This is a genomic window from [Acidovorax] ebreus TPSY, from assembly GCF_000022305.1.
GTDB classification, from domain to species: Bacteria; Pseudomonadota; Gammaproteobacteria; order Burkholderiales; family Burkholderiaceae_C; genus Diaphorobacter; species Diaphorobacter nitroreducens.
Window position 1 is genome coordinate 1,561,417 of the sequence record NC_011992.1, and the last position, 23,763, is coordinate 1,585,179.

Annotated in this window: 17 protein-coding genes; 8 read left to right on the forward strand and 9 right to left on the reverse strand. The window is 67.9% G+C overall.

Annotated features, from left to right (window positions below; all coding sequences use genetic code 11):
* Positions 1 to 20: 20 nt before the first annotated feature.
* The 6 genes from pstC to phoR all read left to right on the forward strand — a co-directional run bounded on the left by pstC (position 21) and on the right by phoR (position 5,641).
* The gene (gene pstC / locus DTPSY_RS07455) at positions 21 to 1,034 is read left to right on the forward strand and encodes a phosphate ABC transporter permease subunit PstC (protein WP_011805577.1); all 1,014 of its coding nucleotides are present in this window, start codon (positions 21 to 23) and stop codon (positions 1,032 to 1,034) included.
* Positions 1,031 to 1,912, forward strand: coding sequence for a phosphate ABC transporter permease PstA (gene pstA / locus DTPSY_RS07460; protein WP_015913074.1), 882 nt, complete (start codon positions 1,031 to 1,033; stop codon positions 1,910 to 1,912). Before pstC ends, pstA begins: the two co-directional genes overlap by 4 nt.
* Positions 1,913 to 1,934: 22 nt before the next feature.
* Complete coding sequence (gene pstB / locus DTPSY_RS07465; protein WP_011805575.1) at positions 1,935 to 2,717, forward strand: phosphate ABC transporter ATP-binding protein PstB; 783 nt, start codon at positions 1,935 to 1,937, stop codon at positions 2,715 to 2,717.
* Positions 2,718 to 2,731: 14 nt separating this feature from the next.
* The gene (phoU, locus tag DTPSY_RS07470) at positions 2,732 to 3,433 is read left to right on the forward strand and encodes a phosphate signaling complex protein PhoU (protein WP_015913075.1); all 702 of its coding nucleotides are present in this window, start codon (positions 2,732 to 2,734) and stop codon (positions 3,431 to 3,433) included.
* Between the two features lie 16 nt (positions 3,434 to 3,449).
* Complete coding sequence (gene phoB, locus DTPSY_RS07475) at positions 3,450 to 4,157, forward strand: phosphate regulon transcriptional regulator PhoB (RefSeq protein ID WP_015913076.1); 708 nt, start codon at positions 3,450 to 3,452, stop codon at positions 4,155 to 4,157.
* Between the two features lie 86 nt (positions 4,158 to 4,243).
* Positions 4,244 to 5,641 (forward strand): phosphate regulon sensor histidine kinase PhoR, encoded by a 1,398-nt coding sequence (phoR, locus tag DTPSY_RS07480; protein ID WP_015913077.1) that lies wholly within the window; start codon positions 4,244 to 4,246, stop codon positions 5,639 to 5,641.
* On the opposite strand, the gene DTPSY_RS07485 is transcribed toward phoR, so the two are convergent.
* From DTPSY_RS07485 to trxA, 9 genes are all read right to left on the reverse strand, one after another.
* The gene (locus DTPSY_RS07485; protein ID WP_015913078.1) at positions 5,586 to 6,962 is read right to left on the reverse strand and encodes an MATE family efflux transporter; all 1,377 of its coding nucleotides are present in this window, start codon (positions 6,960 to 6,962) and stop codon (positions 5,586 to 5,588) included. The genes phoR and DTPSY_RS07485 overlap by 56 nt on opposite strands.
* Positions 6,962 to 8,659, reverse strand: a complete 1,698-nt coding sequence (locus tag DTPSY_RS07490; RefSeq protein ID WP_015913079.1) for a hypothetical protein — start codon at positions 8,657 to 8,659, stop codon at positions 6,962 to 6,964. The genes DTPSY_RS07485 and DTPSY_RS07490 overlap by 1 nt, the downstream gene beginning before the upstream one ends.
* A 150-nt stretch (positions 8,660 to 8,809) precedes the next feature.
* A complete protein-coding gene (locus tag DTPSY_RS07495) occupies positions 8,810 to 9,064 on the reverse strand; it encodes a type B 50S ribosomal protein L31 (RefSeq protein WP_011805569.1) in 255 nt (84 codons plus the stop codon).
* 97 nt (positions 9,065 to 9,161) lie between these two features.
* Complete coding sequence (locus tag DTPSY_RS07500; RefSeq protein ID WP_015913080.1) at positions 9,162 to 10,310, reverse strand: ABC transporter permease; 1,149 nt, start codon at positions 10,308 to 10,310, stop codon at positions 9,162 to 9,164.
* Positions 10,311 to 10,313: 3 nt separating this feature from the next.
* On the reverse strand, positions 10,314 to 13,124 hold the full coding sequence (gene rbbA, locus DTPSY_RS07505; RefSeq protein ID WP_015913081.1) for a ribosome-associated ATPase/putative transporter RbbA: 2,811 nt from the start codon (positions 13,122 to 13,124) through the stop codon (positions 10,314 to 10,316).
* Between the two features lie 24 nt (positions 13,125 to 13,148).
* Complete coding sequence (locus DTPSY_RS07510) at positions 13,149 to 14,219, reverse strand: HlyD family secretion protein (RefSeq protein WP_011805566.1); 1,071 nt, start codon at positions 14,217 to 14,219, stop codon at positions 13,149 to 13,151.
* Positions 14,220 to 14,239: 20 nt separating this feature from the next.
* Positions 14,240 to 15,685: an efflux transporter outer membrane subunit gene (locus DTPSY_RS07515; RefSeq protein ID WP_434060549.1), complete on the reverse strand. Its 1,446-nt coding sequence runs from the start codon at positions 15,683 to 15,685 to the stop codon at positions 14,240 to 14,242.
* Between the two features lie 245 nt (positions 15,686 to 15,930).
* A complete protein-coding gene (gene rho, locus DTPSY_RS07520) occupies positions 15,931 to 17,193 on the reverse strand; it encodes a transcription termination factor Rho (RefSeq protein ID WP_015913083.1) in 1,263 nt (420 codons plus the stop codon).
* A gap of 239 nt (positions 17,194 to 17,432) precedes the next feature.
* On the reverse strand, positions 17,433 to 17,765 hold the full coding sequence (trxA, locus tag DTPSY_RS07525; RefSeq protein WP_011805563.1) for a thioredoxin TrxA: 333 nt from the start codon (positions 17,763 to 17,765) through the stop codon (positions 17,433 to 17,435).
* A gap of 115 nt (positions 17,766 to 17,880) precedes the next feature.
* Between trxA and DTPSY_RS07530 the strand changes: the two genes are divergently transcribed.
* Both DTPSY_RS07530 and DTPSY_RS07535 read left to right on the forward strand, forming a co-directional pair.
* On the forward strand, positions 17,881 to 20,451 hold the full coding sequence (locus DTPSY_RS07530; protein ID WP_015913084.1) for a PD-(D/E)XK nuclease family protein: 2,571 nt from the start codon (positions 17,881 to 17,883) through the stop codon (positions 20,449 to 20,451).
* Positions 20,444 to 23,749 carry a UvrD-helicase domain-containing protein gene (locus DTPSY_RS07535; RefSeq protein ID WP_015913085.1) on the forward strand — a complete coding sequence of 1,102 codons (3,306 nt, stop codon included), beginning with the start codon at positions 20,444 to 20,446 and terminating at the stop codon, positions 23,747 to 23,749. Before DTPSY_RS07530 ends, DTPSY_RS07535 begins: the two co-directional genes overlap by 8 nt.
* Positions 23,750 to 23,763: the final 14 nt, after the last annotated feature.

Genomic DNA, 23,763 nt, shown 5'->3' on the forward strand with positions numbered 1-23,763 from the left:
AATCAGACGTGTCCAGTACCATGCCCGTCCACGAGGCCCCGCCGCTTGATGCGGCTGTTGGCGCATCCAGGGGTTCCCCCCCGCCCCGTACCACCCTGTTTTCCGGCGTGATTGCCGATCGCATCTTCGGCTGGTTGGCGCGCGGCGCGGCCGTGCTGACCCTGGCGCTTTTGCTGGGCATCATGGCGTCGCTCGTGCACGGTGCCTGGCCATCGATCCAGCAGTACGGCCTGGGCTTCCTGACGAGCAGCGTCTGGGATCCCGTACAGAACGAGTACGGCGGCCTGGTGATGGTCTATGGCACCCTGACGACCTCCATCATCGCGCTGTTGATCGCCGTGCCGGTCAGTTTCGGCATTGCGCTGTTTCTGACGGAGCTTTCCCCTGCATGGCTCAAACGTCCGCTGGGAACGGCCATCGAACTGCTGGCGGCTGTGCCTTCGATCGTCTACGGCATGTGGGGCCTGATGGTGTTTGGCCCCATTCTTGCCACTTATGTGCAGCAGCCGCTGCAGTCGCTGTTCCACGGCGTGCCTTACCTTGGCGCGCTGGTGTCGGGGCCGCCCGTGGGTATCGGCATTCTGTCGGCCGGCATCATCCTGGCCATCATGATCATCCCCTTCATCGCGTCGGTCATGCGCGATGTGTTTGAAGTCACTCCCGCGCTGCTCAAGGAGTCCGCCTACGGCCTGGGCTCCACCACCTGGGAGGTGGTGTGGAAGGTGGTGCTGCCCTATACCAAGTCCGGTGTCCTGGGCGGCATCATGCTGGGGCTGGGCCGTGCGCTGGGCGAGACCATGGCCGTCACCTTCGTGATCGGCAATATGAACCAGCTGAATTCACTGTCCGTGTTCGAGGCGGCCAACAGCATCACCTCCGCGCTGGCCAACGAATTTGCCGAAGCCGGCGAGGGCCTGCACCAGGCGTCGTTGATCTATCTGGGACTGGTGCTCTTCTTCATCACTTTCGTGGTGCTGGCCTTGTCCAAGCTGCTGCTGGCGCGCCTCAAGAAAAACGAAGGGGCCCGCGCATGAGCACGTCGCAAAAACTCATCTCCGCGGCCGAGCTGGCCCAGGTGCGCCAGGCGCGCTATACGTCGCGCAAGCGCCTGAACCAGATCGCATTGACGCTGTCGCTTCTGGCCATGGCGTTTGGCGTGTTCTGGCTGGTCTGGATCCTGTGGGAAACCATCCGGCTGGGCGTGGGCGGGCTGAGCGTGGCGCTGTTCACGCAGATGACGCCCCCGCCCAACGAAGCCGGTGGTATCGCGAACGCGATCTTCGGTTCCTTCGTCATGGTGCTGCTGGCGACGTTCGTGGGCACGCCCATCGGCATCATGGCGGGCGTCTACCTTGCGGAATACGACGCACGCGGCTGGCTGGCATCCACGACGCGCTTTGTGAATGACATCCTCCTGTCCGCACCCAGCATCGTGATCGGCTTGTTTGTTTATGCCGTGGTGGTCGCCCAGTTCAAGAGCTTCTCGGCCTACGCCGGGATCATGGCCTTGGCGCTCATCGTCATCCCCGTGGTGATCCGCACCACCGAAAACATGCTGATCCTCGTTCCGGCCAGTCTGCGCGAGGCGGCCTACGCCCTGGGCACACCCAAATGGAAGGTCATCACCATGGTGACGCTGCGCGCGGCCCGCGCCGGCGTGATCACCGGCATATTGCTGGCGGTGGCACGCATCGCAGGCGAGACGGCGCCCCTGCTGTTCACTGCACTGAACAACCAGTTCTGGAATGGCGACCTGTCCAAGCCCATGGCCAGCTTGCCGGTGACCATCTTCAAGTTCGCCATGAGCCCCTATGAGAACTGGCAGCAGCTCGCCTGGGCTGGCGTGTTCCTCATCACCCTTGCGGTGCTGGGCCTGAACATCCTGGCCCGTGTGGTCACGCGCCAAAAGTAACTATTGCCTCCGGAAGACATTCATGCCCTCCACCAAGACCTCCGCGCCCGTGCAATCCAAGATCACGGTCCGTGACCTGAACTTCTATTACGGGAAGTTCCATGCCCTCAAGAGCATCAACCTCGACATTCCCGAGAAGAAGGTCACCGCCTTCATCGGGCCGTCGGGTTGCGGCAAATCCACGCTGCTGCGCACCTTCAACCGCATGTTCGAGTTGTATCCCGAGCAGCGCGCCGAGGGGCAGATCATCCTCGACGGCGAGAACCTGCTCACCAGCAAGCAGGACGTGGCGCTGATCCGCGCCAAGGTGGGCATGGTGTTCCAGAAGCCCACGCCGTTTCCCATGTCGATCTACGACAACATTGCCTTTGGCGTGAAGCTTTTCGAGAGCCTGAGCGCGAGCGACATGGACGACCGCGTGGAGTGGGCGCTGCGCAAGGCGGCCTTGTGGAATGAGGTCAAGGACAAGCTGGACCAGAGCGGCGCAGGCCTGTCCGGCGGTCAGCAGCAGCGCCTGTGCATCGCGCGGGGCATCGCCATCAAGCCGGAAGTACTGTTACTGGACGAGCCCTGCTCGGCGCTGGACCCCATCTCTACCGCCAAGATCGAGGAATTGATCGCCGAACTGAAAGACGACTACACCGTGGTCATCGTCACGCACAACATGCAGCAGGCGGCGCGCTGCAGTGACTACACCGCCTATATGTATTTGGGCGACCTGGTGGAGTTCGGGGACACAGAGCAGATGTTCTTCAAGCCGCAGCGCAAGGAGACAGAGGACTACATCACGGGCCGCTTCGGCTGATGGAGGTACGGGACATGGCAGACAAACATCTTTCTTCACAGTTCGACAGCGAACTGAACAACATTTCCTCCCGCGTCATGGAACTGGGCGGCTTGGTGGAGTCGCAGATTCGCCAAGCCATCTATGCGCTTTCCCACTTCAACCTGGAAGCCGTGGAACAGGTGGAGCAGTTGGAGCGCCGCGTGAACGCCATGGAGGTCGAGATCGACCATGAGCTGGCCTCCGTCATCGCGCGCCGCCAACCCACCGCACGCGACCTGCGCCTGCTGATGGCCTTCTCCAAGGCCATCGCCAATCTGGAGCGCATGGGTGACGAGGCCACGCGCATGGCGCGCATGGTCAAGTCCATCATCGAAAGCGGGGCCGCCCGTTCGCTACCGTCCAGCGACCTGCGTGTGGCGGCCGACCTGGCTTCGGGGCTCCTGCGCAAGGCGCTGGATGCGTTTGCCCGCCTGGACACCAAGGCCGCTGTTGCCATCCTGAAGGAAGACGATCTCATCGACCGGGAGTTCGACGGTTTCGTGCGCAAGCTCATCACCTACATGGTGGAAGACCCGCGCACCATCTCCGCCAGCCTGGACTTGCTGTTCCTGGCCAAGGCCATCGAGCGCATTGGCGACCATTCCAAGAACGTGGCCGAGCTGATCATCTATCTCGTCAAGGGCAAGGACGTGCGCCACACGGCGCTGGACGAGATCGAGTCGGCCGTGGCCTGAGAAAGGCGGTGAACCGATGAAGAAGCTTCCCCGGGTACTCATCGTCGAGGACGAGTCCCCCATCGCAGAATTGGTGGCCGTGAACCTGCGCCACAACGGCTTTCAGCCCATCTGGGCGGAAGACGGCGAGTCGGCGCAGCGCGAGCTGGACGCGGTGCTGCCCGATGTCATCTTGCTGGACTGGATGCTGCCGGGACAAAGTGGCCTGCAACTGGCACGCAAGTGGCGTGCCGACAGCCGCACCAAACAGATTCCGATCCTCATGCTGACGGCGCGCGGTGACGAGCCCGACAAGGTGGCCGGGCTGGATGCCGGTGCCGACGACTACATCACCAAGCCGTTTTCCACGCAGGAACTGCTGGCGCGCATCCGCGCCGTGCTGCGCCGGCGTGCGCCCGAGCAGGTCAGCGACAGTGTCTCTATTGGTGAACTGGTGCTGGATGCGGCCACGTATCGCGTCAGCTACCAGGGCCAGCAGCTCAAGGTCGGGCCGACAGAGTTCAAGCTGCTGCACTACCTGATGAAGCACCCGGAGCGCGTGCACAGCCGCGCGCAACTGCTCGACAAGATTTGGGGGGACCACGTCTTCATCGAGGAGCGTACGGTGGATGTGCACGTGAAACGCTTGCGTGAAGCGCTGGGGGTAGGCGGCGCCATGGTGGAGACCGTGCGTGGAGCGGGATACCGGCTCACCGCGCAGCCGCAGACACTCATGCGGGCGTGATGGCGGGTGCCCGACGCCTCCGTGTTTTTTCAGGCGCCCGGAGATGATGCGGGCGCTTTTTTGTTGTTGACCTGAGCCCTGCGGCCATGCTCCTGCGCTTCTTTTTCTTTCTGCTGTGCCAACTGATCGGCGGTGCGCTGGGCTGGTGGCAGGCGGGCCCCTGGGGTGCCGGCATCGGCGCCTGTTTCGCCGCATGGTTGTGGTTTGCCTGGGATCTGTGGCGCGGCGCGCGCGTGCTGAACTGGTTGCGCCAGGGAGACCCCACGCAAACGCCACGCCTGAGTGGCCTGTGGGGAGAAGCAGCGGACCGCGCACGGCGCTTGGTGCGCCAGGGCCAGCTGAAGGCGCAGGCCGGCGATGCGCGCCTGCAGGAAATCCTCCAGGCGCTGCAGGCATCGCCTAATGGCGTGATGCTGCTGGATGCCGAAGGCCATATCGAATGGTGCAACCAGATGGCCGAGGAGCACTTTGGCCTGGATGCGGAGCGTGATGCGCAGCAATCCATCGGCAACCTCGTGCGGGACCCGGACTTCAGTACCTACTACGCGTCCAAGGACTACACGCGCGACGTGGTGCTGCCCGGACGCGCCAGCACGCCCTCGCGGCCGGTGCGCGTATCGGTGCACCTGCACCCGTATGGCGATGGCCGCAAGCTGCTGCTGTCACGCGACGTGACGGCGCTGGAGCAGGCCGAGGCCATGCGGCGCGACTTCGTCGCCAACGTGTCGCATGAGATCCGCACCCCGCTCACCGTGCTGATGGGCTTTGTCGAAACCCTGCAGACCCTGCAGCTCAGCAACGAGGAGCGTGCGCGCTACCTGCGCATGATGTCGCAGCAGGCCGTGCGCATGCAGAACCTGGTGCAAGACCTGTTGACGCTGTCGCGCCTGGAGGGAAGCCCTCCGCCCAGCATGCACGAATGGGTCGCGGTTTCGACGCTGCTGCGCCGCTGCGAGGACGAGGGGCGCGCGCTCTCGGCCCTGCTGACGCAGAACCAGCCCGGCAAGCCTCACCAGATCACGTTCCCCACGGCCGAAGCAGCGCAGGCGGCCGGGCAGGTGGCCGGCAATGCGGCCGAGCTGCAAAGCGCCCTGGCCAACCTGGTCAACAACGCTGTGCGCTACACGCCACCCGGAGGCAGTATCACCGTGGCGTGGGACGTAGAGCCTGATGGCAGCGCCCGTTTCATGGTGCGCGACTCAGGGCCTGGCATTGAGCCGGAACACCTGCCGCGCATCACCGAGCGCTTTTACCGCGTGGACCGCAGCCGCTCGCGCGACACGGGCGGCACGGGCCTCGGACTGGCCATCGTGAAGCATGTGGTGCAGCGCCATGGCGCAGCGCTGCAGGTGGCCAGCGTGGTGGGGCAGGGCTCGACGTTCACGGTGGTGTTTCCGCCGTCGCGCCTGCGGACGCCGCCGCGCAGCCTCAGCGGTGGGGGTCCTGCGGTAGCGGCGGAGCCGCCCGGCGTATCTGCAGCCTGAGCACGCCCAGCAGCAGGGCCGTGAAAATCAACGCCGTCGCGCCTAGAGCGGCAGCGCTGGCGGCCCAAAAAGGCGAAGGGGAATGCATCGGCCCCCAACCCGCCAGGCCGCGGTAGGCCAACACGTAGCCTCCATACAGTCCTACGCCCCACAGCAGCACGCAATAGACCGCCAATGGCGCCAGCGTGATGCGGTAGCTGCGCAGCACGAAGATGCACAGCGTCTGCAGGGCATCCGCCACATGGTAGGCGGCCACCCATACTGCCAGCGCGCCTGCCATGGCGACGACTTCCGCGCTGGTGGAGTACAAGGCCGTGATCGTGCCTTTTGCTATTAATAATATAGCTGCTAGCGCACATCCCATAAGCGCTGCAAGCCAAAAACCCTTCAAGGCGACGGCAGCGGCCTGGTGCTCGTTCCCCGCGCCACGCCAGAAGCTCACGCGGGCGCTTGCGGCAATGGCCAGCGACAAAGGCACCATGTAGAGCACGGCGGCGAGGTTGGAAGCGATCTGGTGCGCAGCCGAGGCCAACGCCCCCTGGCGTGCGATGAACAGCGCCATCATCGTGAAGGAGGTCACCTCCACCAGGATGGATAAGCCCGCTGGCAGGCCCAGCCGCACAAAGCGCGCAATCTGCGCGGGGTCGGGCCGCTCCAACGGGCGCCACAGCCGCAGCGGGCCGTACATCGTGTGGCGGCGCAGCATCCACCAGCCCAGCAGCATCAGGCCGTAGTTCACGGCCAGCGTGGCCCATGCGCAGCCTGCAGCACCCTGCGGCGCCAGACCGGCACCGCCGAAGGTGAACCAGACCGAGAGCGGCACCTTGACCGCCAGCGAGCCGACCTGCAGCCAGGTGACGAGCTGCGGGCGCCCCAAAGCCTGGTTGAGGGTGCTGTAGATGCGAAACAGCAATGCAGGCGGCAGGCCGAACGCGAGGATGGCCAGGTAGGCCTGCACCTCGCCGCGCAGCGCCGGCGGCACCTCGGTCCATTGCAGGAGCGGGCCTGGCGACAGCAGCATGGCCATGCCCAGCACCGCGGCACCCGCCCACAGGTACAGCGACTGGCGCACGCTGGCGCCCATGCCGGCCTGTGCGTTCGCGCCGCGCTGCTCGGCCCAGATGGGCAGCAAGGCCTGCAACACACCCATGAGCGCCACGTACACGCTCACGAACACGGCTGAGCCGATGGAGAGGGCGGCCAGGGACTCCTGCGAATGGCGTCCGGCAACGATGGTGTCGGTGACCCCGAAGGCCATCACCGCAAGCTGCCCGGCCAGCACGGTGAGTGCGTGCCGTGCAATGGTGGACAGCTCGGACATCAGCGCTTGCGGGCCGTGCGGCGCAGCACCAGCATGCGGTCGCCGCGGTCCGTGGGGCGGCTGACGCTCGCCATCTCCTGCCACTGCGCCGGGGGCAGCAACGCGCTCACCAGCGGTGCGGCGGAGGCGTCTGCGATGACCCAGTCACACTGCGCCAGCTGTTCGGTGGGCACCATGTGCAGTTGCCCATGGTGCAGCAGCGCGGCCAACTGCGCACGGTTCAGCCCGTAGCCGACCACGCAGCTGTCGCGGTCGGTGATGGCTGCGGCAACACCCGCCACCTGGGGTGCGAAGCTGCGGCCATAGTTCAGCAGCGGCAGCCACAAGGTCATCATGAGCAGCCAGCCCAGCGTGGCGCCACCCGCGGGCAACACCAGGCTGCGCCAGATGGCGGGGCGGTTGCGTGCCGCGCGCCAGACCACCAGCAGGCACCACGCAGCCGTGGCGGCCAGCGCCACGCCGAAGGCCAACAGCGAGAACGACGGCACGTAGCCGGGCGCCAGCTTGGCCACGTTGGCCGCGGGCTTGGCCGGCACCCCCGTCTGCACCGCCAGCCACACCACCCAGATACCGATGGCCGAGGCGCTGAAGAACAGCAGGGTGAACCAGTCGATCAGCGCTGCGATGCTGCGCCGCAGCGTCGGCAGCGCAAAGGCGGCCAGCGCCGCCAGGGCGGGCAGGCCCAGCAGCAGTGCGCGGTCGGCCGGCTGGGTGGTCAGTGTGGCTGTCACGGCCACGAGGGCAAACCACAGCGGCAGTAACAGGTGCCGGTGCCATTCGCGGCTGAGGATCTGCTGCCGCCAGCACCACAGCGTCCACAGCGTGAGGGGCCAGGCGGGCCAGCTGAACCAGATGAACAGGCGCACCAGGCTTTGCCACTGTTTCAGATCTTCGAAGCGCACGATGCGCCAGCGCCATAGGTCCAACTGCAGCGCCAGCGCGGCAGCGGCCACTGTGGCGGCCAGCAGCACGCCCGCTGCCACTGCGCGGCTGCGCAGTGTCGCGCCGCGCGTGCAGGCCACCAGCCAGGCACAGCCCAGGCCCAGCAGCACTGCGAGCGTGGGGGCGCCGCTGAGCACCAGCCCCAGCAGACCGGCAATGGCGGTGAAGGTGGGCCACGCCGTGCGCCAAGGCATTGCGGAGCCAGCGTAAAACAGCAGCGCGGTGCAGCACAGCTGGGTGAGGTAGCTCGTGGTTTCATGCGACAGCTGGGCCAGTCCCAGGCAGGCGATGAAGGCCAGCAGGCCGGCGTCGGCCATGGCGCGGGCATAGTCGGCGGGCTGCGCCTCGCCGCCGAAGGCAAAGGCCACGGGCTGTGCGCCGGGGCTGCGCGCCAGGTAGTACACGCTGTACCAGGTGGCCGCCAGGGTCAGCAGCAGCAGAGCGACGAACGGCAGGCGCGCGGCAAGCTCCGCCGGCAGCCAGCCGTCCAGCGCCTGGATGGCCCACGCGCCCAGCCAGTAGGGCAGCAGTCCGTCGCCATCCGGCGGCACGCCCACCAGCAGCGGGTCCATCCAGGAGGTGCGCCCGAGGGCCAGTTCGCGCATGTAGCCGAACGAGGCGATGTCCGCATTGCGCCACGGGTCGCGCCCCACGAAGCCGGGAACGGCATAGGCCAGGCACAGCAGCAGCAAGGCCCAACGCGGCAGCGGGCGCACGGCGCTCTGGGCAACGATGGCGGGGGTCGGGTGTATCACGCGGACGGGGGGAAATGGCGTTGGGCCGAGGATAGCGGAGTGCGCAATAAAAAAGGCAGCGCGGAGAAGCCGGGCTGCCTAGTGTGTGCAGGTGCGGCGAATGGGTTCGCCACCTGCCTGCACGGGCCTGCACGGGGCAGGCCTTGCTGCTTACTTCGCTGCGGTCTTGCCGAAGCGGTTGCGGAAACGCTCCACGCGGCCGCCCATGTTGTCCACCGACTTTTGCGTGCCGGTGTAGAAGGGGTGCGATTCGGAGGACGTGTCCAGCTTGTACAGGGGGTATTCCTTGCCTTCGAAGGTCTCGGTTTCCTTCGTGTTCACGCAGGAACGGGTCACGAACTTGAAGCCGTTGGACAGGTCAACGAACAACACTTCGCGGTAATTGGGGTGGATGCCTTCTTTCATGATCTTCTTCCTCAAGTCAGCGGGAGCCGCACCAGCCTATTCCAGTGTACTTTCCGCAAAAAAGCCCGCAATTATCGCACAAGCTGATTCAGCGGTGCTAGGCCATGCTGCTGATGGTGCGGCGAAAGCGCGCCAGCGACAGGGCGAACAGGACCGAGCCGATGCCCACCAACGCCAGGAACTGCGGCCACACCACGTCCATGCCTGCGCCGCGGTACAAGATGGCCTGGCCCAGCTCCACGAAGTGCGTGGTGGGGGCCGCCAGCATCAGGTCCTGCACCAGCGCCGGCATGCTCTCGCGCGGCGTGGTGCCGCCCGACAGCATCTCCAGCGGGATGAGCGTGAGCACCATGAGCAGCCCGAACTGCGGCATGCTGCGCGCCACCGTGGCCATGAAGATGCCCATGGAGGTGGTGGCGAACAGGTGCAGCGCCGCCCCGGCCAGGAAGAGCCCCAGTGAGCCGCCAATGGGCACGCGCAGCAGGCCCTGCACCACCAGGACCAGCGACGTCGTGGCCGCCAGCAGCACCACCAGCGCCATGGACCAGACCTTGGCCAGCATGATCTCGGTGGGTGTGACGGGCATGACCAGCAGGTGCTCGATGGTGCCGTGCTCGCGCTCGCGGATCAGCGCCGCGCCCGTGAGGATGATGGACAGCATGGTCACGCTGTTGATGATCTCCATCAGGCTGCCGAACCATGCCTTGTCCAGCGCGGGGTTGAAGCGCATGCGCAGCGCCAGATCCACGGGTGGGGCTGCGGTGCCGCGGTAGCGTTGCACGAATTCGCTGACCTCGCTCAGCACGATCTGCTGCACGTAGGCATTGCCGCTGAAGGCCTGGCTCATGCGCGTGGCGTCCACGTTCAGCTGTACTTCCGCTGCGCGGCCCGCGAGCACGTCGCGCTGGAAGTCGGGCGGGATGTTGAGCACGAAGGTGTAGTGCCCCGCGTCCATGCCCGCATCCATCTCGCGCGCGGTGATGAGCGCCGGCGTGTTGAACTGCGGCGGGTAAAAGGCCGAAACGATGCGCTGCGACAGTTGCGACTGGTCCTCGTCCACGATCGCAATCGGCGCCTTGTGCAGGATTTCGGGCATGGCTGTGGCGGCGGCGTACACCGACAGCGTGAACACGTACACGATCAGCACCAGCATGGTGGGGTCGCGCAGCAGGCTCCACAACTCCTTCACGCCCAGGCGGTAGATGTTGAGCAGGTGCAGGCGCACGGATGAGGAGGAGCCGGGCATTGGTCAGCGCTCCTGCTTCTTCAGCAGCGCAATCGCGCCCAGCATGACCACGGGCACCGACGCCAGCAGCGGCAGCAGCGCTCCCTGCAGGTCGGCCAGTCCCAGTCCCTTGCTGAAGACGCCGCGGCTGATCATGAACATGTACGTGGCCGGGTAGACCGAGCCGATGAGGCGGCCGCTGCCCTCCAGCGACGAGACGGGATCGATCAGGCCCGAGAACTGCACCGCTGGTATCAGCGTGCCGATGAGTGCGAAGAACATGGCTGCGATCTGGCTGCGCGTGACGCTGCTGGCCAGCAGGCCCATGCCGGTGGAGGTGACCGAGAACACCAGCGCTGCCAGCGCCAGCGTGGCAAAGCTGCCGGTGATGGGCACGCCGAACACGGTCACCGCCAGCAGGCACATGAGCAGGAAGTTCAGCATGGCCAGCAACACGTAGGGCAGTTGCTTGCCCAGCAGGAATTCGGTGCGTGTGACGGGTGTAACGTACAGGTTGAGGATGGAGCCCATCTCCTTCTCGCGCACCACGGCCAGCGCCGTGAGCATGGCCGGCAGCATGAGCATCAAGAGCGGAATCACCGCCGGCACCATGGCGGGCAGGCTGCGCACGTCGGGGTTGTAGCGGTAGCGCGATTGCACGGTCACGCTGCTGGCCAGGCGCTGCCCCGTGCGCTCGTGCAGTTGCGCGGCCAGCCAATGCTGGTGCATGCCTTGCACATAGCCGCGCACGGTCTCCGCGCGCATGGGCATGGCGCCGTCCACCCAGGCGCCGATCTCCACGTTCTTGCCGCGCAGCACGTCGCGGGCAAAGCCGCTGGGGATCTCGATGGCCAGCGAGAGCTCGCCGCTTCGCATGCGCCGGTCCAGCTCGGCATGGTCCGACAGCGGCGGTTGCTCGATGAAATAGCGCGATCCCGAGAGCGCGTTGGCATAGCTCTGGCTCAGCGTGGTCTGGTCGCGGTCGAGCACGGCGTAGCGCAGGTTCTCCACGTCCATGTTGATGCCGTAGCCGATCACGAACATCAGGATCAGCGAGCCCGCCAGTGCCAGCGTGGCGCGCACCGGGTCGCGGCGCAGCTCCAGCGACTCGCGCCACATGTAGCTCAGCATGCGCTGCAGGCTGAAGGCGCGGTGCCGGGGTGCTTCTATTTCAGGAGCTGCCGCCGCTTGATCTGCGGGTGTTTCAAACTCTTTTGCGTTTGATACGACCGTCGATAGAGCGCTGGAAGCTCCTGTTTTCGTAGCGTTGTCATCTGCAATGGGCTCGCCAGCGGCCTCCAGCAGGTAGCCGATGAACGCCTGCTCCAGCGTCTGGGCGCCGCGCCGGGCCATCAGCGCGGCCGGCGTGTCGCTGTCCAGCACCCGACCCGCGTGCATCATGGACATGCGGTCGCAGCGCTCGGCCTCGTTCATGAAATGGGTGGAGATGAAGATCGTCACACGGTCGCGGCGCGACAGTTCGACCAGCAGGCGCCAGAAGGCGTCGCGCGCCACCGGGTCCACGCCGGAGGTGGGCTCGTCCAGGATCAGCAACTCGGGCCGGTGCACCATGGCCACGGCCAGCGACAGGCGCTGGCGCATGCCCAGCGGCAGGTTGGCGGGCAGGGTGGCACGCTCGTCCTGCAGGGCAAAGCGCTGCAGCATCTCGTCCACGCGCGCTGTGACCTGTTCTTCCGGCACATGGAACAGGCGCGCGTGCAGCACCAGGTTCTGCTCCACCGTCAGCTCGCCATACAACGAGAACGCCTGCGACATGTAGCCCACGCGCCGGCGCGTGGCCATGTCGTGCGGGTCCACCGCCTGCCCGAACAGCCAGGCACGGCCCTCGGACGCAGGCAGCAGTCCGGTGAGCATCTTCATGGTGGTGGACTTGCCGCAGCCGTTGGAGCCCAGAAAGCCGAAGATCTCGCCGCGTCGGATGCGAAAGCTCACCTGGTCCACGGCCACGAAGTCGCCAAAGCGCATGGTCAGGCCCTGCGCCTCGATGGCAATGTCGTCCTCGCCGTTGGTCGGCAGCGGTGGAATCACCACCGGGCTGTGGCCGCGCTTCCGGGCTTCGGGCAGCAGGGCGATGAAGGCTTCCTCCAGGGTGTCGACGCCAGCACGCTGCAGCAGCTCTTGCGGTGTGCCCGTGGCAAGAACGGCGCCATCGTCCATGGCCACCAGCCAGTCGAAGCGCTGCGCCTCGTCCATGTAGGCGGTGGCGACGATCACGCTCATGTGCGCGCGCTCGGTGCGGATGCGGGCGATCAGCTCCCAGAACTGCGCGCGTGCAAGGGGGTCCACGCCGGTGGTGGGCTCGTCCAGGATCAGCAGGTCAGGGTCATGGATCAGCGCGCAGCACAGCCCCAGCTTTTGCTTCATGCCGCCCGAGAGCTTGCCCGCGGGCCGCGCGAGGAAGGGGTACAGGCCTGTGCTGCGCGTGAGGTCGTCAATGCGCCTGCGCCGTTCGGCCGCGCCGTGGCCGAACAGGCGCGCGAAGAACTGCAGGTTCTCCTCGACCGACAGCGTGGGGTAGAGGTTCTTGCCCAGGCCCTGCGGCATGTAGGCGATGCGCGGGCAGATCGCGTCGCGGTGCGCCTTGCGCGCCATGTCGCCGCCCAGCACCTGCACGCTGCCCTGCTGCAGTGCGCGCGCGCCGGCCATCAACGCCAGCAGGCTGGACTTGCCCACGCCGTCCGGCCCGATCAGGCCCACCATGCGGCCGGTCGGTATGTCCAGCGTGATGCCGCGCAGGGCCTGGGCCGCGCCGTAGCGCAGTTGCACGTCCCGCAGCCGGGCCACGGGGGTGGCGGTCTCAAGGTGCTGGGGCATGGAGCAGCCGGGCGTTACGGTCCGTCAGGGGGCCACGACGTTGTGCAGGTGCGCCGGCCAGTCGCGGCCCTCGTCCAGCTTGATCCAGGCCTGGCCGGGCAGGCCGGTCTTCACCTGCGTGATGTGCTTGCGCAGCAGCTCGGGTGCGATGCGCGCGCGCACGCGGAACATGAGCTTTTGCCGCTCGCTGGCCGTCTCCACGGTCTTGGGCGTGAACTGCGCCGTGCTGGCGACGAACGACACCTTGGCCGGGATCACATACTGCGGTGCGGCGTCGAGCACGATGCGCACCTCGGTTCCCAGCGCTACGCGGCCGGCCACGGTCTCGGGCAGGAAGAAGCTCATGTACACGTCGGTCAGGTCCACCAGGTTCAGCAGCTTGCCGCCGCCGCCCAGCACTTCGCCGGGCTGGGCCAGGCGCAGCTGCACGCGGCCATCGCGCGGGGCGGCGAGTTCGCTGTCGGCCAGGTCGGCGTTGATGCGCTGCACGGTCGCATCGGCGGCTTTTACCGCCGATTCGGCGCCGGCCACCTGGGTGCGCGCCGCAACGATGGCCGCGCCCGCGGCCTGCGCCTGTGCCTGCGTGGCCTTCAGCGCGGCCTGTGCGCTGCGCACGCGGGCCCGGTCATCGTCCAGTTCCTGCTCGGAGGATGCGCCCTCGCGCGCCAGCGTCTCCGACCGTGCCGCGCGGCGCTGAGCGGCGTCCAGGTCGGCCTCGCGCTGGGCGATCAGGGCCTGGGCGGCCGTGTGCTCGCTCTCGCGCAGGGCCACCTGGGCGCGCGCGGAGGCCACGGCCTGCAGGGCGCGGTCGCGGCTGGCCTCGGCCTCGCGCTGCTGGGCCAGCAGGCTGTCCACCTGCATGCGCGCCAGTGTCTGGCCGGCCTGCACGAAGTCGCCTTCCTGCACCAGGATCTCGGCCACGCGGCCGGCGTACTTGGTGGCCACGTCCACCTCGGTGGCCTCAATGCGCCCGTTGCCGCCCACAAGGCCGGCGTTCTGCTGCGTTTCCTTCCACTGCAGCCAGGCGTAGCCGCCCAGTGCGGCGATGGCAGCGATTGCGGCTGCGGCGATGAGGATTTTCTTGGGAATGGTCATGCGAGGGTCCCGTTGGGTTGTCAGCGCGCGGGCGCGCCGCCGCCCAGCGCGGCATAGACGGCGATGTGTGCTGCCTGTAGCGCATAGCGTGCCTGCACGAGTTGCTGCTCGGCGGCCAGCAGGTCGCGCTGGGCATCCAGCACTTCGAAGTAGGGCGTGGCACCGTGGTCGTAGCGCAGTTGCGCCAAACGTGCGCGTTCATGCAAGGCGTCGCGCTGGGCCTGCTGCAGCGTGATCTGGCGCGCTGCCGTGGCGCGCGTGGCCAATGCGTCTGACACTTCGCGGAAGGCCGTCTGCACGGTCTTTTCGTAGTCGGCCACAGCGATGTTCTGGCGTGCGGCGCTCAGATCCAGGTTGGACTGCAGGCGCCCGCCGTCGAAGAGCGGCACAGAGATGCTGGGAGCGAACGTCCAGGCGCGGCTGCCGCTGTCGAACAGGCCGTCCAGGTGCGCGCTGGCGGTGCCCGCACTCGTGGTCAGAGCGATGCGCGGAAAGAACGCTGCGCGCGCGGCTTGCACGCGGGCGTTGGCGGCGTGCAGGGTGTGCTCGGCGGCGGCAATGTCGGGGCGGCGCAGCAGCAGGTCGGAAGGCAATCCCGCGGGCACGGTGGGAAGGGCGACGGCAGCCTGGGGCGGCGCCAGGGCCAGCGCATCCCACGGTACGCCCACGAGCTGCGCCAGCGCATGGGCCTGCAGTGCCTGCTGCTGCGCGAGCTGGGTGCCGATGGATTCGGCCTGGTACAGCAGAGATTCCACCTGCGTCAGCGCCAGGCGCGAGATGGCGCCGGCCGCGTGGCGGCGCCCGAAGATGCGCAGGCTCTCGCGGCGCGTGGCGATGGTGTCTTCTGTCAGCGCGATGCGTTCCTGCGTTTCGCGCCATGCGAGGTAGTTGCGTGCCACCTGGTTCACCAGTGCGGCCTGGGCGGCGCGGCTGCCTTCGGCGGAGGCGAAGTAGGCCTGCTGCGCTGCCGCCTCCAGGCTGCGCACGCGGCCCCACAGATCCAGCTCCCAGTTGCTGATGGCAAGGCCCACGCGGTGCTCGCCGGTGGTGACGGCGCGGCCGCTCACGTTCAGGTCCCCCGGCACGCGTGCGCGGGTGTGGCTGCTGCCCACGGCCAGGGTCGGCCAGCGTTCGGCGGACTGCAGGCCCAGGGCGGCGCGCGCCTCGTCCACGCGCAGCATTGCCAGGCGCAGGTCGCGGTTGTTCTCGAGCGCCTGGCGCACCAGGCCTTGCAGTGTGGGGTCGCGGTAGAACATCCCCCACTCGGCCTGGTCGTCAACGCTGACGGTGCTGTCATCGAAGGCGACGGGTGGCACGGGCCATGCGGCGGGCAGCAGCGCAGGGGAGGGCACGTCCGTTCGCACCCCTGCCATGCATCCGGCGACTGTGACGCAGATCCCGAGCAGGCCCGTGCGCAGCGCTGGGCTGTCAAGGAGCGACACGAGGGCGGGGAGGGCGAAGGGCATACGCAGGCCGGCGATGGTAATCCGCAATTTCGTTCGCAGCGCCCGGTCCTTTGGGCGCCCCATTGCGGGCCACCATGCTATCGAAATGAGATGACAGCCAGTATGGGCCGGCGCGTCGCGCCGTGTCTTGAGGCGAATCAAGTGAGCGGTGGGCGGGGAGTCACGCCTGCGCACAGCGAGGGGCAATGGGCGGCCATGAAAAAGCCCCGCACGAAGGCGGGGCTGGGCAAAAGCGGTGGAGCAGGTCAGCCGCCGCGGCGCATGGCCTCGAAGAACTCCACGTTGTTCTTTGTTTCCTTCATCTTCTTGATCATGAGTTCCATGGACTCGATCTCGTCCATGTTGTACATGAACTGGCGCAGGATGCGCGTCTTCTGCAGGATCTCGGGTGCCAGTAGCAGTTCCTCGCGGCGTGTGCCGCTCTTGTTGAGCTCGATGGCCGGGAACACGCGCTTTTCGTAGAGGCGGCGGCTCAGGTGGATTTCGCAGTTGCCCGTGCCCTTGAATTCTTCAAAGATCACTTCGTCCATGCGGCTGCCGGTATCGACCAGCGCCGTGGCAATGATGGTCAGCGAGCCGCCTTCCTCGACCTTGCGCGCTGCGCCGAAGAAGCGCTTGGGGCGTTGCAGGGCGTTGGAATCCACGCCGCCGGAGAGCACCTTCCCGCTGGAGGGCACCACGTTGTTGTAGGCGCGGGCCAGGCGGGTGATGGAATCCAACAGGATCACCACGTCCTTTTTCAGTTCCACGAGGCGCTTGGCGCGCTCGATCACCATCTCGGCCACATGCACGTGGCGTGCGGCGGGCTCGTCGAAGGTCGATGCAATGATTTCGCCCTTGACCGAGCGCTGCATCTCGGTCACTTCCTCGGGGCGCTCGTCCACCAGCAGCACCATCAGGTGCACATCGGGGTTGTTGGCCGTGATGGCATGGGCGATGTGCTGCATCATCACCGTCTTGCCGCTCTTCGGAGGCGCGACGATCAGCGCGCGCTGGCCGCGGCCGATGGGGGCGATGATGTCGATGATGCGGCCGGTGATGTTCTCCTCGCCCTTGATCTCGCGCTCCAGCCGCATCTGCTCCTTGGGGAACAGCGGCGTGAGGTTCTCGAACATCACTTTGTGCTTGTTCTGCTCCGGCGGGCCGCCGTTGACGGAGTCAAGCTTGGTCAGCGCGAAGTAACGCTCGCCGTCCTTGGGCGTGCGCACCTCGCCTTCGATCATGTCGCCGGTGTGCAGGTTGAAGCGGCGCACCTGGCTCGGACTGATATAGATGTCGTCGGTGCTCGCGGTGTAGCTGGTGTCGGGGCTGCGCAGGAAGCCGAAGCCGTCGGGCAGGATCTCAAGCACGCCGTCGGCAAAAATCTGCTCGCCGGCTTTTGCACGCTTCTTGATGATGGCGAACATCAGCTCCTGCTTGCGCATGCGGCCGCCGTTTTCGATTTCCAGGTCTTCGGCCTGCTTGAGGACTTCAGACACGTGCAGTGCCTTGAGTTCGTTAAGGTGCATGGAGTGACTCCTGGACGGAGTGGAAATGTCTGTGTGAGGGGAAGGGCTGCGTTTCGTGCGGGCCATGGGTGATGGCGGACTTGGCGAGCCTGTGATCCGGAGCCGGCCGCTGGGTGCACGTGCGGCGAGGCGATCAGCGCGAATTATGACAGGAAAAGTTCTGCGCTATTCGCAGGTTGCCCGGGTGCTGCGCACCTCGGAAGACTGCCGGCCGCGCAGGGCGGCCGGCAAGAAGGGAATCAGGCCAATTGCTGGTCGATGAAGGCGGTGAGCTGGGCCTTGCTCATGGCGCCTACCTTGGTGGCGGCGAGTTCACCGTTCTTGAACAGCATCAGCGTGGGAATGCCGCGGATGCCGAACTTGGCGGGAATCTCGCGGTTCTCGTCCACGTTCATCTTGGCGATGGTGAGCTTGCCCTGGTAGGCGCCAGCCACCTCGTCCAGGATGGGGGCGATCATCTTGCAGGGGCCGCACCACTCGGCCCAGTAGTCCACCAGCACCGGAGTGCCGGCTTTCAGCACGTCGGCTTCAAAGCTGGCGTCGGAGAGATGTTTGATGAGTTCGCTGGCCATGGCGCGTTCCTTGGTTCCTTGTGTGAGCAGTGGGCGATGCCGGTACGTATAAAGTCCAGTCATTGTGACAGAAACCGAATCCCTGCATCCTCATATGGCCGGTGCTTGTAACGCTATGACACCCATAGCAAAAGACGATCACGCCGCAGCGTGCAGCGCGGGGTGGCGCGCGGTTTTCGAGCAGGTGCGCTCAGCGGCCGCGCAGCGCGGCGCGCACCTGGCGGCCACCGTGGTGCTGGTGCCGTACGCCCAGCTCATGGGCGAGGCGCGCCGGCAATGGCAGCGCGCCTACCCTCAGGGTTTCGCGCCGCGCTTCGAGACCACGCGCAACTGGGCTGCCCAGCTGGGCGCGCCTCTGGCGGAGGGCAGCGAGTACGCGGGCGATATGGCGCGCGATGCGGTCACCGCACGTGCATTGCTCGACCACGCCGGTCTTGCCGCGCACCGCGAAGTCCTCAGCGGTCCGCTGCTGGAGATGGCTGCGCAGTTGGCGGTGGTGGCAGCGGCCGTGGCTCCTGGCCGGCGCCCGGACTGGGGCGAGGCGGCGCGCGCCCTGCTGCCGGCGGCGGGCGACGGTGGCGCGCTCCGGCTGGAGGCCGCCGCAGCGCGCATCGCCCTGGAATGGGTGCTGGCCTCGCGCCACGTGGGGGATGTGCTGTTCGAGTCTGGCGTGCGTGCGGCCGTGCCGCTGCTTGTGGTGGTGCAGGGCTTCCAACCCGACCCCCTGGCCCGCACGCTGGCGCAGCACTGGGCAGAGGCGGGCCTTGTCGTGGACCTGCCGCAGGTGATGGACGGCGGGAAGGCCGGCGTGCCAACCTTGCATGCCGTGCCCGATGCCGAGGACGAGGCCCAGCGCGCCGCCGCCTGTGTGCTGCAGCACCTGGCGCAGGGACAGGCGCCCGTGGCACTGGTGGCCAACGACCGCGCGCTCACCCGCCGCATCAGTGCCTTGCTCGCCGGCGCGGGCGTGGCAGTGCACGACGAAAACGGCTGGCTGCTCTCCACCACCCACGCCGCGGCGCGGCTGATGGCGGTGCTGCAGGCCGGTGCCTGGGACGCCACCGCCGATGCCGTGCTCGACTGGCTCAAGCAGTCGCCCGCGGTGGATGGGGCCGCACTGCGCGCGCTGGAGCACTGGCTGCGCCGTGCGGGCGCCCGGCATTGGAGCGGCGCGGTGACGCAACTGCAGGCGTTGGCTGAGCGGCGCCCGGCCGAGGCCGCGTTGGCGGACCAGGTACAGGCCTGGCGCGCGCAGCTGCGGGCCGCGCGGCCGCTGGCCCAGTGGTTGCAGTCGCTGCGCGTGCTGCTGCAGGACTGCGGCCTGTGGGACGGGCTGCAGCAGGACGAGGCCGGTGCGCGCGTGCTGGCCGAGCTGCGCCTGCCCGAGGGCCTGCAGGACGATCTGCAGGACATGGACGGGGCCGGTGCGCGCATGGCGCTGGCGGACTTCACACGCTGGGTGGGAGAGGTGCTGGAATGCGCGCGCTATCGACCGGCCTATGTGGACGATGCACCCGTGGTGGTTCTGCCCCTGCCGCAGCTGCTGGCGCGCCCGTTCGCTGCGCTGGTGCTGCCCGGCTGCGATGAGAAACGCCTGCAGGCCGCGCCTGAACCGCCCGGCCCCTGGACGCAGGCGCAGCGCGAGGGACTGGGGCTGCCCACGCGCGACCTGTTGGCCGCCGCGCAGCGCGCCGCCTGGCGGCAGGCCCTGCGTATTGCGCGTGTCGACCTCCTGTGGCGCGTGGGTGACGAGGGGGGCGAACCCCTCCTGCCGAGTCCGCTGGTCCAGGCGCTTCGGCTGGACGGAACCGGCACGGACGGTGCCGATCCCCGGGTGACGCGCAGCGTGCCCGTGGCACCCACGGCGCGTCCGCTGCCGGTGGGCGCGCAGCTGCCGGTGCAGCGGCTGTCGTCCTCGGCATATTCCGACCTGCGCCACTGTCCCTACCGCTTCTTCGCGCTGCGCCAACTGCAGCTGCAGGAAGACGACGAACTGGACGCCGGGCTGGACAAACGTGACTTCGGCACCTGGCTGCATGCCGTGCTGCAGCACTTCCATGAGGCGTTGCAGGACGCGCCCACGGGCGACGCCGCGGCGCGCACGGCGCTCATGGACGAGGCGGCTGCGCGCGCCACGCGCGAGCTGGGGCTGCAGGAGGGCGACTTCCTGCCCTACGCCTCGGGATGGCCCGCGCTGCGCGCCGGCTATCTGGAATGGCTGGGCAAGCACGAAGCCGCTGGCGCCTGTTTTCGCCAGGCCGAGTTGCGCGCGCGCCAGCCGCTGGGCGCGCTGGAACTGGTCGGCACACTGGACCGTGTGGACGCCGTGCGCCCGCAGGGCGGCGGCGAGCCCCTCACGCTGGTGATCGACTACAAGACCGAGAGCGACGCCCTCACGCGCGGGCGCATCAAGGCCGGGGCCGAGGACACACAGCTCGCCTTCTACGCCGCGTTGCTGCAGGACGACACCCTGCGGGCTGCCTACGTGAATGTGGGTGAGCGCGGCGAAACCCGGCTGCACGAGCAGGACGACGTGGTGCACCTGCGCGACTTGCTGCTGGGCGGCATCACGCACGACATGCAGCGCATTGCAGCCGGCGCGCCGCTGCCCGCGTTGGGCGAGGGCAGCGTGTGCGAATGGTGCGCCGCGCGCGGTTTGTGCCGCAAGGATTTCTGGAATGAGTGAAGCTGCCGCGCAAGCCGCCTACGAACACAACGGCCAACCGGTCACGCGGGAGGCCTTCTACGCCATTGCCTGCGACCCGCAGCGCAGCGTGGCCGTGGAGGCCTGCGCCGGCGCCGGCAAGACCTGGATGCTGGTCTCGCGCATGCTGCGCGCGCTGCTGGACGGCTGTGCGCCGCACGAGATCCTGGCCATCACCTTCACCAAGAAGGCCGCCGGCGAAATGCGCCAGCGCCTGCAGGAATGGCTGCAGGAGTTTGCGGCCAAGCCGCTGCCCGATCTGGAAAAGGAGCTGATTGCAAGAGGAATCGGGCCGCAGCGCGCTCTGGAAAAGCGCGAGCAGCTACAAAAACTATACCGTCAGACGCTGGACGCGGGCCGCCCCGTGCAGATACGCACCTTTCACAGCTGGTTTGCGGCGCTGCTGGGCACGGCGCCGCTGGCGGTGCTGGAGCAGCAGGGCCTGCCCGCCCATTACGACTTGCTGGAGGATGACGCCGAGGCAGTGCGCGAGGTTTGGCGCCCCTACCTCGCCGCCGTGGCGCAGGACGCCGCGCTGCGCGCGGATTACGAAGCCTGCGTAGCACATCACGGCCGCTCGCAGACGCACAAGGCGCTCGAAGGCGCGCTGGCCAAGCGCGTGGAGTTCGCGCTGGCCGACGAGGCGGGCGTGGTGGACGCATCGATCCCGCATTTCGGCACGCAGTTCTCGGACCTTGCCGGCTTGCACCATCCGGCCGATGCGCTGGCCAGCGACGCAGCGCGCCAGCGCTGGCATGCCTGGGCCCAGGTGCTGGGGGCGCAGGCGAACAAGACGCCGCAGAAGGCCGCCGACGCGGTGATCGACGCCTGGCTGTGCGACGACCTGGGCCAGCGTCTGGACACGCTGCGCAAGGCCTTCTTCGTGGCCAGCGAGGATCGCCTGTCCAAGAATCTGGAGAAGTTCGCCGCCGCGCAGGAGGCCGAGGGCGAACTTCAGCGCCTGTGTGCCGCGCGCCGCCAGCACGAGGCCTGGCTGCACCAGCAGCGCATGGCGCGGCTGGCGCGTGCGCTCATCGCGCAGTTCGCCCAGCTCAAGCGCGAGCGCGGCTGGGTGGACATGAACGACGTGGAGCGCACGGCGCTGGTCATGCTGTCCGACCCCATCCTCTCGGGCTGGGTGCAGGAGCGCCTGGACGCGCGCGTGCGCCACCTGCTGGTGGATGAGTTCCAGGACACCAACCCGCTGCAGTGGCAGGCGCTGCATGCCTGGCTGGCCGGTTACGCGGGCGCGGGCGGCGGCCAGCAGCCGCCCAGCGTGTTCATCGTCGGTGACCCCAAGCAGAGCATCTACCGCTTTCGCCGCGCCGAGCCGCAGGTCTTCAAGGCCGCCCAGGCCTTCGTACGCGAGGGGCTGGGGGGCGACCTGCTGGCCTGCGACCACACGCGGCGCAACGCCATCGGCGTGATCGCAGCGGTGAACCGGGCCATGCAGGCGGCGCAGGCGCAGGGCGAGTACGCGGGCTTTCGCGACCACACCACCGAATCGCGCGACCCGGGGCAACTGCTGCGCCTGCCCCCGATCACGGCGCCTGACGGGGGTGATGCCGCCGCGGCCACTGCCCCCGAGTGGCGCGACACTCTGACCCAGCCGCGCCATGAAGCCGAGGAAACCCTGCGCATGCGCGAATGCGCGCAGGCTGCGCAATGGGTGGCGGCGCAGATCGCCGCGGGCGTGCAGCCGCAGGAGATCATGGTGCTCGCGCGCAAGCGCGACCGGCTGGCCTCCCTGCAGGAGGCCCTGCGCGCGCTGCACGTGCCCTGCGTGCAGCCCGAGAAGGCCGAGCTGGGCGAGGCGCCCGAGGTGCAGGACATCGTCGCGCTGCTGGATGCGCTGGTCTCACCGGGGCATGACCTTTCGCTGGCGCGTGCGCTGCGCTCGCCGCTGTTCGGCCTGACGGATCACGCGCTGGTGCAGATTGCGCTGCGGGTACGCCAGACGGCCGCAGAAGGATCCCCGTGCAGCTGGTTCGACGTACTTCAAAAAAGTGAGCTGCTTCCGCCCGACCTGCAAGCGCTGGCGCCTGTTTTGGCTCAATACAAGCGATGGGTGGAAACACGCCCCCCCCACGATGCGCTGCATGCCATCTACGAACACGGCGACGTGCCCGCGCGCTTTGCCGCCGCGGCTCCCGCCTCGCAGCGTGCGGGCGTGCTGGCCAACCTGCGCGCTTTGCTGGCCGCGGCGCTGCAGCAGGACGGGGGACGCTACCTCACGGCCTATGCCTTCGTGCGCGCCATGAAGCGCCCGGGCATGCGCGCACCCGGCCGCGTGGAGGCGCAGGCCGTGCGCCTGCTCACCATCCACGGCGCCAAAGGGCTGGAGGCGCACAGCGTGCTGCTGCTGGACACCGATGCGCGCGCGCAGAAGGCCGAGACCATGGGCGCGCTGGTCGACTGGCCGGGCGAGCAGGCCGCTCCGCTGCGCTTTGTCTTTCTGGCCAGCGAATCCAACCCGCCGCCCAGTGCGGTGGACCTGCTGGCGGCGGAACTGGCGGAGCGCCAGCGCGAGGAGCTCAACACCCTCTATGTGGCCATGACACGCGCCAAGCATTGCCTGGCCTTGTCGGCGGTGCAGTCCAGCACGGCCGCGCCCGGCAGTTGGTGGAACCGGCTGGCCGAGTCCCTGCAGGACGCGCCAGTGCCGCCCGCCGCGCCATTGGGCGATGTGGCTGACGATGCCGCCGTCGCGTTGCCGCAGCTTCCGCCGTATGCGGGGGCTGCGCCGGGGGCACAAGCCGCTGCGGCGGGTGCTCCCGTCTCCACCCCGCAGTCGCGCCAGGGCGAGGCCATGCACCAGTTGCTGGAGCAGGCGGGCGTGGTCGGCGCCCCGCGGGCGGGCGGCGTGTGGCCCGCGCGGCGGCTGGCGCAGCTGGCGCGTGACTTCGACATCACGGCGGAGGCCGCCGCACAGGCCGCAGCGATGGCGCGGAGCATTCTGCAGGGCGAGGGTGCCTGGGCGTGGAACCCCGATCACGTGGAGCAGGCCCTCAACGAAGCGCCGCTGGTGTACCAGGGCCAGGGTCTGCGTCTGGACCGCCTGGTGCGGCTGCGCCAGCCGCGTGAGGGTGCGCGCTGGTGGGTGCTGGACTACAAGAGCGCCACCGCGCCCGAGCGCCAGCCGCAGCTGATGGCCCAGCTGCGCCTGTACCGCGAAGCGGTGGGAGCGCAGTTTCCGGGCGAACAGGTGGGCGCGGCTTTCTTGACGGGCGATGGGAGGCTGGTGGTCGTGGACGCGCCAGGGCAGGGCGTGCTGTTCTGACCGGGTGGGCAGGC